At 47.6% G+C, this 14,667-nt stretch carries 15 protein-coding genes and 2 pseudogenes; 5 read left to right on the plus strand and 12 right to left on the minus strand.

All coding sequences use genetic code 11. From position 1 onward, the window contains the following. Nucleotides 1–48 precede the first annotated feature (48 nt). The 4 genes and pseudogenes from uspE to ESM_RS1000000129640 form a co-directional block, all read right to left on the minus strand. A complete protein-coding gene (gene uspE / locus ESM_RS0109755; RefSeq protein ID WP_001262133.1) occupies nucleotides 49–1,011 on the minus strand; it encodes a universal stress protein UspE in 963 nt (320 codons plus the stop codon). 151 nt (nucleotides 1,012–1,162) lie between these two features. Beyond that, nucleotides 1,163–1,915 carry a fumarate/nitrate reduction transcriptional regulator Fnr gene (gene fnr, locus ESM_RS0109760; protein WP_000611910.1) on the minus strand — a complete coding sequence of 251 codons (753 nt, stop codon included), beginning with the start codon at nucleotides 1,913–1,915 and terminating at the stop codon, nucleotides 1,163–1,165. 194 nt (nucleotides 1,916–2,109) lie between these two features. Beyond that, nucleotides 2,110–2,625 (minus strand): methylated-DNA--[protein]-cysteine S-methyltransferase, encoded by a 516-nt coding sequence (ogt, locus tag ESM_RS0109765; RefSeq protein ID WP_001516468.1) that lies wholly within the window; start codon nucleotides 2,623–2,625, stop codon nucleotides 2,110–2,112. A gap of 10 nt (nucleotides 2,626–2,635) precedes the next feature. Further along, nucleotides 2,636–2,790 (minus strand): annotated as a pseudogene (locus ESM_RS1000000129640) (p-aminobenzoyl-glutamate transporter); the annotation flags it as partial. Nucleotides 2,791–3,237: 447 nt separating this feature from the next. Between ESM_RS1000000129640 and smrA the strand changes: the two are divergent. After that, on the plus strand, nucleotides 3,238–3,801 hold the full coding sequence (gene smrA, locus ESM_RS0109770; protein WP_001067537.1) for a DNA endonuclease SmrA: 564 nt from the start codon (nucleotides 3,238–3,240) through the stop codon (nucleotides 3,799–3,801). Between the two features lie 30 nt (nucleotides 3,802–3,831). Here the strand turns inward: smrA and ESM_RS0109775 are convergent, their stop codons facing one another. Continuing rightward, nucleotides 3,832–5,064: a sensor domain-containing diguanylate cyclase gene (locus ESM_RS0109775; protein WP_000207190.1), complete on the minus strand. Its 1,233-nt coding sequence runs from the start codon at nucleotides 5,062–5,064 to the stop codon at nucleotides 3,832–3,834. A gap of 195 nt (nucleotides 5,065–5,259) precedes the next feature. Between ESM_RS0109775 and ESM_RS1000000129085 the strand changes: the two genes are divergently transcribed. The 4 genes from ESM_RS1000000129085 (at nucleotide 5,260) to dbpA (ending at nucleotide 8,155) form a co-directional block, all read left to right on the plus strand. Then, a complete protein-coding gene (locus ESM_RS1000000129085; RefSeq protein ID WP_214678597.1) occupies nucleotides 5,260–5,307 on the plus strand; it encodes a hypothetical protein in 48 nt (15 codons plus the stop codon). A 13-nt stretch (nucleotides 5,308–5,320) separates the two neighbouring features. After that, nucleotides 5,321–6,304: a zinc transporter ZntB gene (zntB, locus tag ESM_RS0109780; protein WP_000452014.1), complete on the plus strand. Its 984-nt coding sequence runs from the start codon at nucleotides 5,321–5,323 to the stop codon at nucleotides 6,302–6,304. Nucleotides 6,305–6,578: 274 nt separating this feature from the next. Further along, nucleotides 6,579–6,752 (plus strand): proline-rich small protein YnaL, encoded by a 174-nt coding sequence (gene ynaL / locus ESM_RS1000000128700; RefSeq protein ID WP_001296046.1) that lies wholly within the window; start codon nucleotides 6,579–6,581, stop codon nucleotides 6,750–6,752. A gap of 29 nt (nucleotides 6,753–6,781) precedes the next feature. Continuing rightward, nucleotides 6,782–8,155, plus strand: a complete 1,374-nt coding sequence (dbpA, locus tag ESM_RS0109785; RefSeq protein ID WP_000123768.1) for an ATP-dependent RNA helicase DbpA — start codon at nucleotides 6,782–6,784, stop codon at nucleotides 8,153–8,155. Nucleotides 8,156–8,249: 94 nt separating this feature from the next. Here dbpA and ttcA read toward each other — a convergent pair. The 7 genes and pseudogenes from ttcA to recE all read right to left on the minus strand — a co-directional run bounded on the left by ttcA (nucleotide 8,250) and on the right by recE (nucleotide 14,643). Continuing rightward, nucleotides 8,250–9,184, minus strand: a pseudogene (ttcA, locus tag ESM_RS01000000124525) (tRNA 2-thiocytidine(32) synthetase TtcA). Nucleotides 9,185–9,235: 51 nt separating this feature from the next. Further along, nucleotides 9,236–10,471 carry a tyrosine-type recombinase/integrase gene (locus tag ESM_RS1000000126530; RefSeq protein WP_000040856.1) on the minus strand — a complete coding sequence of 412 codons (1,236 nt, stop codon included), beginning with the start codon at nucleotides 10,469–10,471 and terminating at the stop codon, nucleotides 9,236–9,238. Nucleotide 10,472: 1 nt separating this feature from the next. Beyond that, entirely contained in the window at nucleotides 10,473–10,688 is a 216-nt protein-coding gene (gene xisR / locus ESM_RS0109800; RefSeq protein WP_000079604.1) for an excisionase XisR, read from the minus strand. A gap of 78 nt (nucleotides 10,689–10,766) precedes the next feature. Further along, nucleotides 10,767–10,976: a double-strand break reduction protein RcbA gene (gene rcbA, locus ESM_RS0109805; protein ID WP_000276809.1), complete on the minus strand. Its 210-nt coding sequence runs from the start codon at nucleotides 10,974–10,976 to the stop codon at nucleotides 10,767–10,769. Next, complete coding sequence (gene ralR / locus ESM_RS01000000124535; protein WP_001317028.1) at nucleotides 10,969–11,163, minus strand: type I toxin-antitoxin system endodeoxyribonuclease toxin RalR; 195 nt, start codon at nucleotides 11,161–11,163, stop codon at nucleotides 10,969–10,971. The genes rcbA and ralR overlap by 8 nt, the downstream gene beginning before the upstream one ends. 56 nt (nucleotides 11,164–11,219) lie before the next feature. Further along, complete coding sequence (gene recT, locus ESM_RS0109810; RefSeq protein ID WP_000166319.1) at nucleotides 11,220–12,029, minus strand: recombination protein RecT; 810 nt, start codon at nucleotides 12,027–12,029, stop codon at nucleotides 11,220–11,222. Beyond that, complete coding sequence (recE, locus tag ESM_RS0109815) at nucleotides 12,022–14,643, minus strand: exodeoxyribonuclease VIII (protein WP_000105144.1); 2,622 nt, start codon at nucleotides 14,641–14,643, stop codon at nucleotides 12,022–12,024. Before recE ends, recT begins: the two co-directional genes overlap by 8 nt. Nucleotides 14,644–14,667: the final 24 nt, after the last annotated feature.

Below are 14,667 nucleotides of genomic sequence, written 5' to 3' on the forward strand. Positions count from 1 at the left end.
AGAAGAAAAGGCCCGAAATATCGGGCCTCGTGAGTAATTAAAGAACGATTAATCGTCGTCGTCTTCTTCTTCTTCGTCATCCAGTTCAACTGGCGTCTGGTATTGATCGGGTTTGATTACCAGCAGGTCGCAACGGAGATGATCAATCACCTGTTCCGCCGTATTGCCAAGGAATGCCGCGGAAATTCCGGTTCGTCCTACGGTGCCAAGAACGACAATTCCTGCCTGCAAATGTTCCGCCAGATCAGGAATCACTTCTTCCGGCAGACCTTTTTCGACGTGCGTCATGTTTTCATTAATACCGAATTTCTGCCGCAGGGCTTTCATCGCCAGCAAATGTTGTCCGCGGATAGCGTCGTTATAAACGCTTGGATCAAATTCCGGCAGCTCAATAGCAATATTAATAGGAGTAACGGGATACGCGCCAACCAGATGGACTTCGGTGTGATTCACCTGTGCAGCCAGTTCAATCGTCTCTTTCACCAGTTTTTCATTGAGCGCATTATGATACGGCTCTTCGCTGGCGAGATTTACTGCCACCAACGCCTTACCGCCTTCCGGCCACGGTTGATCTTTCACCATCCACACCGGGCTTGGGCATTTACGCAACAGATGCCAGTCGGTAGGGGTAAAGATAACCGCTTCCAGACGATCATGTTGGTGTGCCATTTTCAGGACTAAATCGTGCCCACCGCTGACCACTTCCTGAATGATGGCTTCGAAAGGACGGTTATGCCAGACCACTTTGATTTCAATGGGGACGCCAGCGTTAAGATAATATTTCGCCTGCTCGTGTATCCACGCAGTTCGCTGACTGATAACACCCTGACGCATGGCGGTGCGCTCGTCCGGGGAGAGCAGGGTAGTCATTTCGTATGAGAAATCATAAATCGGCAAAAAAGCTTTAATTTTGCCACCAATCCGTTGATGTAAATAAACAGCTCGCCGTAATGCTGGTTGATCGTCCTGGTTAGGATCGATAACAACGAGCATGTTCTGATACATAGCCATACAGGGTCTCCTTACAACAACTGTCAATGCAGTTTGTAATTAAAAGATTAACCCATATCTGGTGAATGAAACAGTGATGAACCTTCTGCCAGATCAATAAATCAGAAAAATTTAATGATATGACAGAAGGATAGTCGATTATGCGGAAAAATCAGGCGACGTTGCGCGTATGACCAGCAAGCAGGGCCAGCGCATCGTTATTTTCGATGGTGATGTATTTACCTTTGACTGCCAGCATGCCGCTTTTTTGGAAGCGTCCCAGCAGACGGCTGATGGTTTCTACCGTCAGGCCCAGGTAGTTGCCGATATCGCCACGAGTCATCGTCAGGCGGAATTCACGAGGGGAGAAGCCGCGTTGGGCAAAACGACGGGACAGGTTGTAGATAAAAGCAGCCAGACGTTCTTCTGCATTTTTCTTCGACAGCAGCAGAATCATGTCCTGATCGCCTTTAATTTCACCGCTCATCAGACGCATCATCTGCTGACGCAGATTCGGCATTTTACCAGACAGATCGTCCAGTGTTTCGAACGGGATTTCACATACCATTGACGTTTCCAGCGCTTGGGCGAAGCTAGGGTGATGACCGCTGCCAATAGCGTCAAAACCTACCAGATCGCCTGCTAAATGGAAGCCAGTGATTTGCTCGTCGCCTTGCTCTGTGATGGTATAACTTTTAATCGTACCGGAGCGGATGGCATAAAGCGATTTAAGTTCATCACCAGCCTTAAACAGCGTCTGGCCTTTCTGAATAGGCTTCTTTCGCTCAATGATATTATCAAGCTGATCAAGCTCATGTTCGTTTAGTGTGAACGGGATGCAAAGCTGACTGATGCTGCAATCCTGGCAATGGATAGCACAACCGCCAGACTGAATGCGCCGTATAATTCGCTTTTCCGGGATCATAGGTCTGCTCAAGCCGTAATTGATATTTGTCAATTTTAACATCTTTTTAGGGAGCAAGTAAGTCTAAGCAAACCTTAACAGCGGAGAATTCCGATAATAGATGTAAATATATATCTATCTACTTGAAAATTCTTAAATTATTAAGGATGGCTTTACATAAAACTGTGAGCAAACCGGCACAAATTGTTTAAGGTCTACAGCAGTAGATAGCCTTCATGGCGCAATAACCACTCTTTTCGCTGCACTCCGCCTGCATATCCGGTCATCGTGCCGTTTCGTCCAATAACCCGGTGGCAAGGTACGACAATACTGATCGGATTTGAACCGTTCGCCGCGCCAACGGCGCGCGCTGCGCCCGGACGACCCAGATGTTCTGCCAGTTGACCGTAATGCATTACCTGGCCACAAGGAATAGTGCGCAATGTTTTCCACACTTCCCGCTGAAATGGAGTACCACCAGTAGCGGTAGGAAGGGTATCAATAATGCTAAGATTACCGGCAAAATAGTCGCGAAGTTTGTCGCTAAGACCGCCGGGATTGGTTGCGGAAATTCGCTCATAACCTTCTTTGCGATAATGGATGTCCAGCAATTGCACCATGCGATCACTGTACTCTTCCCATTCAACCGCCCGCAGACGGAATTGTTCATCGCAAATCACCCATAGTGGACCCAATGGGGTGGCAATTTTTTCTTCAAGTAATCTCAGCATCCGTTCTCTCTCAAGACAAACGTGGGTAAAACCCGGACTAATCAGTAGACCGACAAGATACCATGCCAGCAATATCAGCAGCCATACCACCAAGAATATAAGAGGAGACAGTAAGGCTAACAAATTGTAGGTATCCAGTTTGGCGACTGGCTTATATCGTTGCAGGAGTCAGAGAAACAGAGATATTAGTGCTGATAGTTATATAGAGGTGCAAACAATGCAAAAAAGGGGGCAGGCAGCCACTGCTGATCGCGTTTTTAGTCTGCGAATGTGATTATCTTCTGCGCACGCATAAAAAAATAGAGCCTGTCGACATCCGCCAGACTCTACAGTACACACAGCAGTGCATCCGCGTCTTTATTCCGGCCTGGGTTCCTGTCTGCCGGTGACAGTGTTATAACGGTTTTACCACTCTGTTGCCAATTTTCTTCAGTGACCGGTTTCACGAAAATATAAGTTAAATCAGCCGCTATACAACTGAGTCATCATGCATTAATGCTTCGCCGTAATATATGTTGTTCCTAATCTGCATACGGGAAATTGCGCCAGACCGTTGTCGGCCTGATGGGGCACAGTTATTATATCGCGCTCTGTATTGCGTGAGGATGCTACATGAACCCTGACGACAAATCGCTGTTTCTTGACGCCATGGAAGATGTCCAGCCACTGAAATGCGCTACTGATGTCTACTGGCATCCAACGCGTAACCAACGTGCGCCGCAGCGTATAGATACGCTGCAACTTGATAATTTTCTCACCACCGGATTTCTTGACATTATTCCACTAAACCAGCCGCTGGAATTTCGTCGGGAAGGGTTGCAATATGGGGTGATTGATAAGCTACGCAGCGGCAAATATCCGCAGCAGGCCAGCCTGAATTTACTGCGCCAGCCGGTGGAGGAGTGCCGTAAAATGGTATTCAGTTTTATTCATCAGGCGCTGGCGGACGGCTTGCGAAATGTGCTTATTATTCATGGCAAAGGGCGGGAAGATAAATCACACGCGAATATTATTCGTAGCTATGTGGCGCGTTGGCTGACGGAGTTCGAAGACGTACAGGCCTATTGCACCGCACTACCGCATCATGGCGGTAGTGGGGCATGTTACGTCGCGCTGCGTAAAACGGTGCAGGCGAAGCTGGAAAACTGGGAACGCCACGCTAAACGTAGTCGATAATTAAATGACGCTTCCGCGTTTTTGAATATATCAGGCGGCTAACACGCGGTTGCGTCCGTCATTTTTTGCCCGATACAAGGCATCATCAACACGCTTAAACAGTTCATCGATGTTTTCATTTCCTTCGTGATGCGCCACGCCAATACTGACTGTGAAGCGCGGTAAGCCCGAAATACTCACTTTTGCCACGCTCAAGCGGATAGTTTCAGCCAACGAAAGTGCAGTATCCAACGGGGTTCTCGGCAACAATAAGACGAACTCTTCCCCCCCCCAACGAAACACCAAATCGCCTTTGCGGGCGCAACTTTCAAGAGTATGGGCAAGCGAGCATAACACTTCATCTCCTTTCTGATGACCGTATAAGTCATTGATATGCTTAAAACGATCGGTGTCGATGAGCAACAAACTATAATCCTGAGCTATTGCCAGGTGCTGCATCTGTCCGGGGTCGGTTATGTGATAAAACTGCCGACGGTTGAGTAATCCCGTTAGTGCATCATGGTGGGCTGCATGTTCCAGTTGTTCCTCCAGCCGTTTTTGCTCTGTAATATCATGTACGATGCATAACATTAACCTGTCGCCGTAAATCTCAATTGGCCCGGCATAAGTTTGCACATGCCGAATGGAGCCATCTGCCAGTTTATGGACAAAATTGAGAGGCTTATGGCCGCCGGGCAACCGTGAAATTTCATGCATGACTGGCATGATGCGACGCCCAAGCATATTTATTTCCCAGGTGTGCTTCTGACACATTGTTTCATGGTTGTAGCCGTAGAAATTGAGCGCGGCCAGATTAGCATCGACGATTTGGCCATCACGTGAGGGATCAATTAACAGCATCGGTGCAGAATTGGTCAGAAAAAAACGAGCATAAAACCCTTGTTTTTTACGCTGATAATTCGCTGAACGACTGGCTTTTAACCCCAGTGTTGCTGGAGTTTCCATTCCTTCGAAGATAATTACTTTTCCCGTCTCACTCATCTCTTTGAGGGTCAATCGGCAGCTTAATGCCGCCTCTTCACCATTACGCTGGACAGTGAGAATTTCTACAATATCGAGCTGGTTATGCAAGTCTGTGAGGTATTTAGGAAGCTCGTTTTGTGAGGAGATGGAATAGAGGCCGGTACGTAGCTGACTAAAGGTGAGTTCTTGCATCAAAAGTCGCGCTGCACTATTGGCATAAATTAATTGTTCTTCAAAGGGTGAAACGATCCAGACAGGACTGGTTAATAAGTCCAGAGTATTGAAGTTGTGCGTAGTCATTGAAATCCCGTTATTTTTATCAATCTTTTGTTACTACCTGATCGCAAAAATGCCACGACAAATGATCAGATAATTCTGATAATGATAGACGCTATTTAACGCTTTACACGTTTTCAAATCAGGAAAAGTATTTTGCTTTCTGTATTTAATTTTGACAGGATTTTATTAATCATTTCAGGGTAATGGGGTGATGAGATGTTGCGTAAGATGACCAGAAGACTAGACTACAAAATAATGCGTTGACAATGGAGGCACTGTGGAAGTGATTAAGGGAGCGGACGTAAATGTCCCGGATGCAGTATTTGCCTGGATGTTGGATGGTAAAGGCGGAGTTAAACCGCTGGAAAATACAGATGATATAGATGAAGCGCATCCTTGCTGGCTCCACCTCAATTATGTGCACCATGACAGTGCCCAATGGCTGGCGACAACACCCTTGTTGCCAAATAACGTACGCGATGCGCTGGCGGGGGAAAGCACGCGGCCCAGGGTCAGCCGTCTTGGGGAAGGGACGTTGATTACTTTACGCTGCATTAATGGCAGTACTGATGAACGTCCCGATCAACTGGTCGCCATGCGTGTTTATATGGATGGACGGTTAATTGTCTCGACCCGACAACGTAAAGTGTTGGCGCTGGATGATGTGGTTAGCGATCTGGAAGAGGGAACCGGCCCGACCGATTGTGGTGGCTGGCTGGTGGATGTGTGTGATGCGTTAACCGATCATTCCAGTGAGTTTATAGAACAACTGCACGATAAAATTATCGACCTGGAAGATAATCTGCTCGATCAACAAATACCGCCGCGCGGTTTCCTGGCGTTGCTGCGTAAACAATTAATTGTGATGCGTCGCTATATGGCACCGCAGCGTGATGTTTATGCTCGCCTTGCCAGTGAGCGTCTGCCGTGGATGAATGACGACCAACGCCGCCGAATGCAGGACATTGCCGATCGTCTCGGACGCGGTCTGGATGAGATTGACGCCTGTATTGCCCGAACCGGCGTGATGGCAGATGAAATCGCTCAGGTCATGCAGGAAAATTTAGCGCGTCGTACTTATACGATGTCGTTGATGGCAATGGTCTTTTTACCCAGTACGTTTTTAACTGGGTTATTTGGTGTCAACCTCGGTGGTATTCCTGGCGGGGGATGGCAATTCGGCTTTTCGCTTTTTTGTATTCTGTTAGTTGTTCTTATTGGTGGTGTTGCTTTATGGTTGCATCGTAGTAAATGGTTGTAACAAAAGAAAATTTGTCTACTTCCTGTATATAAAAACGCCGTAAAGTTTGAGCGAAGTCAATAAACTCTCTACCCATTCAGGGCAATATCTCCCTCGCAGGTGAATGCAACGTCAAGCGATGGGCGTTGCGCTCCATATTGTCTTACTTCCTTTTTTGAATTACTGCATAGCACAATTGATTCGTACGACGCCGACTTAGATGAGTCGGCTTTTTTTTGCCTGTAATTTTTCAGCGTCTACCCTTTAAGAGTCCACCCCATGACCGGAGGGAAATATGACGACACTCATTTATTTGCAAATTCCTGTCCCTGAACCCATTCCTGGCGATCCCGTACCAGTGCCAGATCCCATCCCTCGTCCGCAACCCATGCCAGACCCGCCGCCAGATGAAGAACCGATTAAATTGTCGCATCGTGAGCGTAGATCTGCGAGGATACGCGCCTGCTAATTTTGCGTCGATGACCACGAGAATAGATTGTGACCGCTTTTTCTACCCTGAACGTTTTGCCTCCCGCCCAGCTCACTAACCTTAATGAGTTGGGCTATTTAACCATGACGCCGGTGCAGGCCGCCGCGCTTCCGGCGATCCTTGCCGGAAAAGATGTTCGCGTGCAGGCGAAAACTGGCAGCGGCAAAACGGCGGCATTTGGCCTTGGCTTGTTACAGCAAATTGATGCGTCGCTGTTTCAGACCCAGGCTTTAGTGCTGTGCCCGACCCGTGAACTGGCGGATCAGGTTGCCGGAGAGTTGCGCCGGCTGGCGCGTTTTCTGCCGAATACCAAAATCTTGACCTTATGCGGCGGCCAGCCGTTCAGCATTCAGCGCGATTCGCTGCAACATGCGCCGCATATCATCGTGGCAACGCCGGGTCGTTTGCTCGATCACCTGCAAAAAGGCACTGTATCGCTGGATACCCTGAATACGCTGGTAATGGATGAAGCCGACCGTATGTTGGATATGGGATTTAGCGACGCAATTGATGACGTCATCCGTTTTGCGCCTGCTTCTCGCCAGACGCTTCTGTTTTCTGCAACCTGGCCGGACGCAATTGCCGCGATTAGCGGTCGTGTACAACGCGATCCTTTAGCGATTGAGATTGATACGTCAGATGCTTTACCGCCTATTGAACAACAATTTTATGAGACATCCAGCAAAGGCAAAATTTCGTTGTTGCAGCGGTTATTAAGCTTGCATCAGCCATCATCTTGTGTGGTGTTCTGTAATACAAAAAAAGATTGCCAGGCTGTGTGTGATGCTCTGAATGAAGTAGGGCAAAGTGCATTGTCGTTACATGGCGATCTGGAACAACGCGACCGCGATCAGACGTTGGTTCGTTTTGCCAATGGTAGCGCACGTGTGCTGGTGGCGACCGATGTCGCGGCACGTGGTCTGGATATCAAATCTCTTGCGCTGGTGGTGAACTTTGAGCTGGCGTGGGACCCTGAAGTTCATGTACATCGCATCGGGCGTACTGCGCGAGCGGGGAATAGCGGTCTGGCGATCAGTTTCTGTGCTCCGGAAGAGGCGCAGCGGGCGAATATCATTTCTGACATGTTGCAGATAAAACTTAACTGGCAAACGCCACCAGCCAGCAGCGCCATTGTGCCGCTGGAAGCAGAAATGGCGACGTTGTGCATTGATGGTGGGAAAAAAGCGAAAATGCGTCCAGGCGATGTGCTGGGGGCGCTGACGGGGGATATTGGTCTGGATAGCACAGATATTGGCAAAATTGCCGTTCATCCAGCACATGTCTACGTCGCAGTGCGTCAGTCTGTTGCCCATAAGGCATGGAAACAGTTACAGGGCGGAAAGATTAAAGGGAAAACGTGCCGGGTGCGGTTATTAAAATAACGAAATGTTGAATTGCCGGATGCGACGCTGGTTGCGTCTTATCCGGCCAGCACAAGAATAGCCCGATAAGCTTGCGTATCGGGCGCTATCCTGGTTATTTCACTTCAACCACATTCAGGCGTAACTCATCCAACTGATTTTCATCTTCTTCAGGCTGCCAGCCCGCGGGTTGTAGTGGTAGCTCTTCGCGATCAAACGCCAGATCACCGCCGTTAACCACTTCAGAACCGTGGGTAATGCCTTTGAAATCGAACAGATTGGTATCGCACAGATGTGACGGCACCACATTCTGCATCGCGCTGAACATTGTCTCAATACGCCCTGGATAACGCTTATCCCAATCACGCAACATATCGGCAATCACCTGACGTTGCAGGTTAGGCTGTGAACCGCACAGGTTGCACGGAATAATCGGGAACGCTTTCGCATCGGCAAAACGCTGAATGTCCTTTTCACGGCAATAAGCCAGCGGACGAATTACGATATGTTTGCCGTCATCGCTCATCAGTTTTGGTGGCATACCTTTCATCTTGCCGCCGTAGAACATGTTTAAGAACAGCGTTTGCAGGATATCGTCACGATGGTGACCCAGTGCGATTTTCGTCGCGCCCAGTTCTGTTGCCGTGCGGTAAAGAATACCGCGACGCAGACGAGAGCAGAGTGAGCAGGTGGTTTTGCCTTCCGGGATCTTTTCTTTCACGATCCCATAAGTATTCTCTTCAACAATTTTGTACTCAACGCCCAGCTTTTCAAGATACTCCGGCAGGACGTGCTCCGGGAAACCGGGCTGCTTCTGGTCGAGGTTAACGGCAACCAGCGAAAAACTGATTGGCGCGCTTTGCTGCAAATTCCGCAGGATCTCCAGCATGGTATAGCTGTCTTTCCCCCGGAAAGGCAAACCATAATGCGGTCGCCATCTTCAATCATATTGAAGTCAGCAATGGCTTCGCCCACATTGCGGCGCAGGCGTTTTTGTAATTTGTTCAGGTTGTATTGTTCTTTCTTTTTAATTTGTTGATTTTCTTGCATTATTTCAGTTCTCTGGTACTAAATGGGGCAAATTGGGGGCAAACTTTGCAACTACGATAACCGCGCATTCAACATGGCTATCTGTTCGTCGTTCATGTCATCAATCCACATACCGTAAATTTCATACACCATCTGCGCAGTTTCATGCCCCATTTGGCTGGCTATAAATGCCGGGTTCGCTCCTGCCGTCAACAGCCAGCAGGCAAAAGTATGTCGCGTATGGTACGGATTACGGCGGCGAATACCAGCACGTTTTACTGCTGCATTCCACCTTGCCCCCAAACTGCTTACCGAGTAATAAGGTTTTTGTTTTCCGTTACACACCCTGGGCATGAAAACAAAATGCAGTTTTTGCTTTTCGGTTCTGCCGTACTCCCGATGATAAAAGGTGATTTCGCTTTTGCGATGATGCCCGGTCAGTTTGTATTGCTCCTTCAGTGCTTCAAGAGCAGGCTGCAGTAGTGTTACTGTTCGGATCCCGGCATTTGTTTTTGGGGGACCGAACATATCAAGTATCGTCAGGTTTCTTCTGACATTCACTATTCCCTTTTCGAGATCCACATCCTCCCACGCCAGAGCTGCCAGTTCCCCGTGACGAAGTCCTGAGTAAACGGCAAATTTCCACAAGTTCTGGCTCTGTCCTTTTTCACTTTCCATTAATGCATTGAATTCTGTTTTAGATAACGGATCAGGCTTTATTCTGTTTCGCTGTAATTTTTTTACTCCTTCAAATGGTTTGGTTGATATAAATCCCGACTGATACGCAAAACGCAACAGCGAACAGAGCAGGGCGATATAGTTATCAACTGTGCGCACGGTTCTTCCTTTTTTGTTGGATCTTGGATTATCCAGGTAAAGCGTTTCTCCATGCAGCAGTTCATTCCGGTAGTTTAAGATATCGCTATAACGAATATGTGATATCGGGGTACTTTCACAAATTATTATTCTGAGTGTTTTTAATTGTGATTTCGTTTTCTTCATTGTGTTTGTTGTTAACTCTGTCTCTTTAATTTTTGTCCAGATATCACAAAGCTCTCCGAACGTTTTTATGACTCTCGTTGTCACCATTTTTGGCCCAGTGCTGGACTGGGGAAAACGTCTTAAATACTCAAATTCACCGGAGTTTATTTCATGAACTATCAGCGCTCTTAAATTTCCGGCCTTTTTAATATTACTGTTTGTAATCTCCCAGCCTTTTAATGTTTCCCGACATCGTTTTCCTCGAAACATGAACCAGATGCGAATGTATCTACCTCTAATCTCGACACCTGTTGGTAATTTAGACATATCATGAGTCTTTGATAAACTGATTTATCTTTGGATAGTTGTACCAGATAATCCCTCGTTTGCTGTCTGGCTTACCTAAAGGAGATACTCGTTTGAAGTGGAAGCCCTCCACCCAACAGTTCTGGCGGTATGCTTCAATTTGTCTGGCCCCCAGACCAGTGCGAAGCATCAGGCCGTATTCAACCATCCACTCTTCATTAAAGATTACTTGTGCCATCGCATCACCTCTGGCAGGCGCCAATGTTAGACTGAAATTGACGCCCGATGTTGATTATTAATAATCAGCTATGAAGTTTTAATTTGAATACAATGCAATTCTCGAGGACTGAAGTTTCTCGCAATTAAAATTTATCAGTTTTACTTTCTGCTCTCTGGAAACGCCTGCTTCTTTTTTACCTGAGAGCATTTTTTCGCATTCTGATTTCGTTAGTTTAGATTTTGAATATCTTGTCCAGTTAGTAGGAGTGCCACCTTCCTTTTCAATAGTGGCGGTAATTTTATACATGAACACCTCCATTATTATTTCCAGTGGTTCGTTTATTCCATCTTTCGAGTGCTTCTTTTTCACTTCCACCATAACCGGTTCGGGATTCGCATCCGTTACACTTCGCTCGGTAATATCCTGAAATGGCTTTCACCGTTACTGATGGACAACCACAAAATGGACATGGTTTAACATTGTCATATCTCATAATTTTTCTCATAAAAAATATTTCAAGTTGGCGGTGCATTACACCGCCAGGCTGAATTATTCCTCTGAATTATCGATTACACTGTATTCCCCGGTTAATACAGAGGAATCTGCAGGATCGATTGTCAGTGGTTCCTTTTCATCCATTGATACTGCACGCTGGATCTCAATTGATACGGGCAAATATTTGAACAGGCGACGAATAGCCGTTTTCTTTGCCATTTCTTCCCAGTGAGTTACCCACGGCCCGTTATTACCAGCTTTACTCAGGCTGCGCACCAGCTCAATCTGTTTGCGCGTCATAACTTCAAACTGAGTACCTCCGTCTTTCAGTCTTGCGACAGCATAGACGTGGGTAACCGGGGCATCTTCGTTTTCTCCCGGGCGGTGTATTAACTTTTCATCAAGGCCAAATTCGAAGCTAAACTCGTCACCTTCACGGACAACACGGGCTGACAGGCTGGCGATTTGACCAGAACGGCGAGCCAGATCAATCATGCCGCGATAGCCAATGATTAGCTGAACGTTCTTTTTACCGCTCTTTTCGTTTTTATTACCAAAAGGCAGTAAATATGCATGACCGAGGGCGCTACCTGGCTCAAGTCCGAGCTGTGAACACTGTACGATCGCACTGACAAAACTCATAGTGTCACAGTTTCCTAACGCCGGAACTTTACGAATTTCTGTGGTGGCGATACGGATCATACGTTCAGCCGTCATATGGCGTGGAAGAGCTGCTGCCAGTTGCTCTTTCATTGATGGCTGGTTAATAAAACTAATCACGTCGCTATTTTTAACTGCTGCTGGTGCACGGTTTCCCTGAGTTTTTTGCAGATCGGCTTTTGCGATTGGTGGTTGCTTAGTCATTTGCATATTCCTTAGCCCAGCGGGGCAGTGATAATGTCTTAATAGCTGGCCATTCATCGGTATTCAGGCAGTCAGACAGGGTTCGCAGATTGCGGTGATATTCCTGTTGACCTGCCAGTTTTGCTTCTTCGCCCATCATGAAAATTTCAACCGGATAACGTCCGCATTCAATAGTTGTGCTGGCAACCAGAAAAACGAAAGTTGGCTGCACTCCAAACTGTGCTTCATAACCGTCACTGTAGAATGCATCCTGAACGTGATAGCGGTAGTCGTAATAAGCGGTTTTGAATCGTTGAATATCCGCCGTAGTTTTCACGTCCATAATCCAGTGAAATTCAGGGATAATTTTGTCCGGACGGCACCGACACAAAATTCCTGTTTCAGGATCTTCCCAGTAAATTGATGATTCAGCGTGTCCGGCGCTTTCAACAAGCCATTGCCCCAGCGGCAAAGCCATAACGCTTTGATACATGAGTTCAATTTTCCAGCCTTCTTCCGCAGTGATAACCGTTTTTCCTGTGCTTGCGCATTCCATCAGAAACGCTTTCTCTTCTTCTTTTCCGGCGTTTGTACGGCGGTTAAATTCAGGTGCTACGATAAAGCGGTTACTGAATTCTTCCGGTTCAAGTACCCGGCAGTGGAAAGCGGTTCCTAAATCGAGCGTTTTTGTCTTTGTGGTGTCCACGGGGGCATTTTTACGCCACAAATACAGTGCCGGAGTATCAGCAATGTCGTCGAGCTGAGACTTACTGACACCGGGACCCGCGTGGTAATTCTCATTCGAAATTCCGTAATAAATACCTGGCTCTATGTCTTCTACGATTACGGGATCTGCGACTTCGCCAGTTTCATCACTGCAATCGTGATGCGGATCGCTGCCTGCATTCTCATTGTGCGGATGTTCAGCGCCTTCCATTTCCTCCGGATCATTTTCCTTAGCTTCAACCTGATTCTCTTCATCGAATGTTTCCTGGTATGTTGCGTCGCCCATCACCGCACCACAGTCAGGGCAGTTATCCCCGCCAGTCTGACCGCAGGCATTGCAGACTATTTCCGGTTCCTGTTGCACTACTGGCTCAGGTTGTTTCACATCCGGGCTGGTTTTTTCCGTTTCTGGCGTGTTTTGTTCCGTTTCTGGCTGGTTCTGGTACACAGAATCGCGAGTCTGGATCCCCTTAACCCATTTCGGATTGTTCGGGTCGCTAATTCCGTCAACAAATTCACCACGTGATGCAGCAAGCAATTTATCGTCATCGACAGGATTTTTTGATGGAATGTTTTTCCGGGCTTCATGGAGTTCTGCCCGCAGTTCCTGATATTTCGCATCAACAGAATTTACCTGTGACTGAGCATCCAGCGGCTGCGTGTCCTGATGATGTTCAGTTGCGTCCGGTTCCATTGTTTCAGCCTCTCCCTGTTCAACTGCCGTTGTTCCAGATGGTTGCGGTTTTTCTTCATCATCCTGTTTTCCTTCTTCTGTTACTCGCTGCGGCATCGGGGCAGAGGAGCGACCGCAGGCAATATCCACGATTTCCGGATCAGGGTTGGCATGATCGGTTTCAGTCAGTACTTTGTTCAGATATTCAGTGACGTGCGCGGGGATGACCTCGATCCCAATTGGTGCTTCTTTTACGGACGCAACCACGATGGCGCGGGAATAATCCAGCCCGCCAGGCATGGTGATGAATTTGTCGCGGAAAACAGAAAAGGGCGGTTTATTTTCAGCGATAATTTCCTCAATGCGTTTAGCGTGTGCCGGATGAAGGTTATAGATGTCCAGATCCATTGAACGGGCCAGTACGCCAGTGGCTACGTCGCGCGCCAGTGACGTCAGATCGTGTACGAAACCTTCGCCGCGATCGGTGAGGTTTCCGCCGCCAGCATTAGCACCGGAAGCCGTGCGAGTGATGTGTGAAACACGATTACCCTTCATCCACTCTTTTGTCAGCAGTCCTCGATCGGTGTAGTCAGCGTTCAGGTATGCTTCGAAAAAAGCAGTTATCAGTCCCAGGTTTGAATTACCAGGATTAGGGAAAACTTTGTCAGTGTCACGAACCAGTTTGTGGAGTTCGCGAATTTCCAGCGGGTCGAGCAGGCTGGTTTTGTGGGAAACAGCCAGGGCAGTAACAGCCGGTAGTTCTTCAGCCCGAGCAATGTGTAATGCCTGGAGTCCGTCGCGTGAAACGTGCGTTACCGGTTTTTCGCTGCCGTGTTGAGCAAGCCAACGAATGGGCAGTTCCTGGCCAGAAATTGGGAGTAGCATATTCTCCTCAATCTCAGTCATGTCTTCGCCGTTGACGTTGGTATTGCCTTGATAGTGAGCGTTGTCTGGTGCTGCTCCCGGTTTTAGTTCCCATGTCATGGAGTCTTTGCTGAGTTGATAGCGTTCACTCCAGGTAAAATCGATCTCACCTTCAGCGGGCAGGTCATTAACGACAGGAAAATTCGTGGCAACAGCTTTAAAATAGCTGCTCAGTTTTTTACCTGACTTAACGATCAGGTAGTCCAGAGTGGCACAGGTCGATTCAAAATCGTTGCTTGCCCACAGGACGACGTCAGGTTCACCGGATGATTTTTTCGCTTTCCGTAACAGGAAGAGTGGTTTTGTGCTCATTGTTTTTTAACCTCAACTCAGATT

This window comes from Escherichia sp. TW09308 (assembly GCF_000208565.1).
GTDB lineage: Bacteria > Pseudomonadota > Gammaproteobacteria > Enterobacterales > Enterobacteriaceae > Escherichia > Escherichia marmotae.

Coding starts and splice junctions, on each gene's coding strand:
- uspE (WP_001262133.1), bottom strand. CDS start 1,011: ATGGCTATGTATCAGAACATGCTCGTTGTTATCGATCCTAACCAGGAC.
- smrA (WP_001067537.1), top strand. CDS start 3,238: ATGAACCCTGACGACAAATCGCTGTTTCTTGACGCCATGGAAGATGTC.
- ESM_RS1000000126530 (WP_000040856.1), bottom strand. CDS start 10,471: ATGTCTAAATTACCAACAGGTGTCGAGATTAGAGGTAGATACATTCGC.
- fnr (WP_000611910.1), bottom strand. CDS start 1,915: ATGATCCCGGAAAAGCGAATTATACGGCGCATTCAGTCTGGCGGTTGT.
- ynaL (WP_001296046.1), top strand. CDS start 6,579: ATGACGACACTCATTTATTTGCAAATTCCTGTCCCTGAACCCATTCCT.
- recE (WP_000105144.1), bottom strand. CDS start 14,643: ATGAGCACAAAACCACTCTTCCTGTTACGGAAAGCGAAAAAATCATCC.
- xisR (WP_000079604.1), bottom strand. CDS start 10,688: ATGGCACAAGTAATCTTTAATGAAGAGTGGATGGTTGAATACGGCCTG.
- recT (WP_000166319.1), bottom strand. CDS start 12,029: ATGACTAAGCAACCACCAATCGCAAAAGCCGATCTGCAAAAAACTCAG.
- ESM_RS0109775 (WP_000207190.1), bottom strand. CDS start 5,064: ATGACTACGCACAACTTCAATACTCTGGACTTATTAACCAGTCCTGTC.
- ralR (WP_001317028.1), bottom strand. CDS start 11,163: ATGAGATATGACAATGTTAAACCATGTCCATTTTGTGGTTGTCCATCA.
- rcbA (WP_000276809.1), bottom strand. CDS start 10,976: ATGTATAAAATTACCGCCACTATTGAAAAGGAAGGTGGCACTCCTACT.
- ogt (WP_001516468.1), bottom strand. CDS start 2,625: ATGCTGAGATTACTTGAAGAAAAAATTGCCACCCCATTGGGTCCACTA.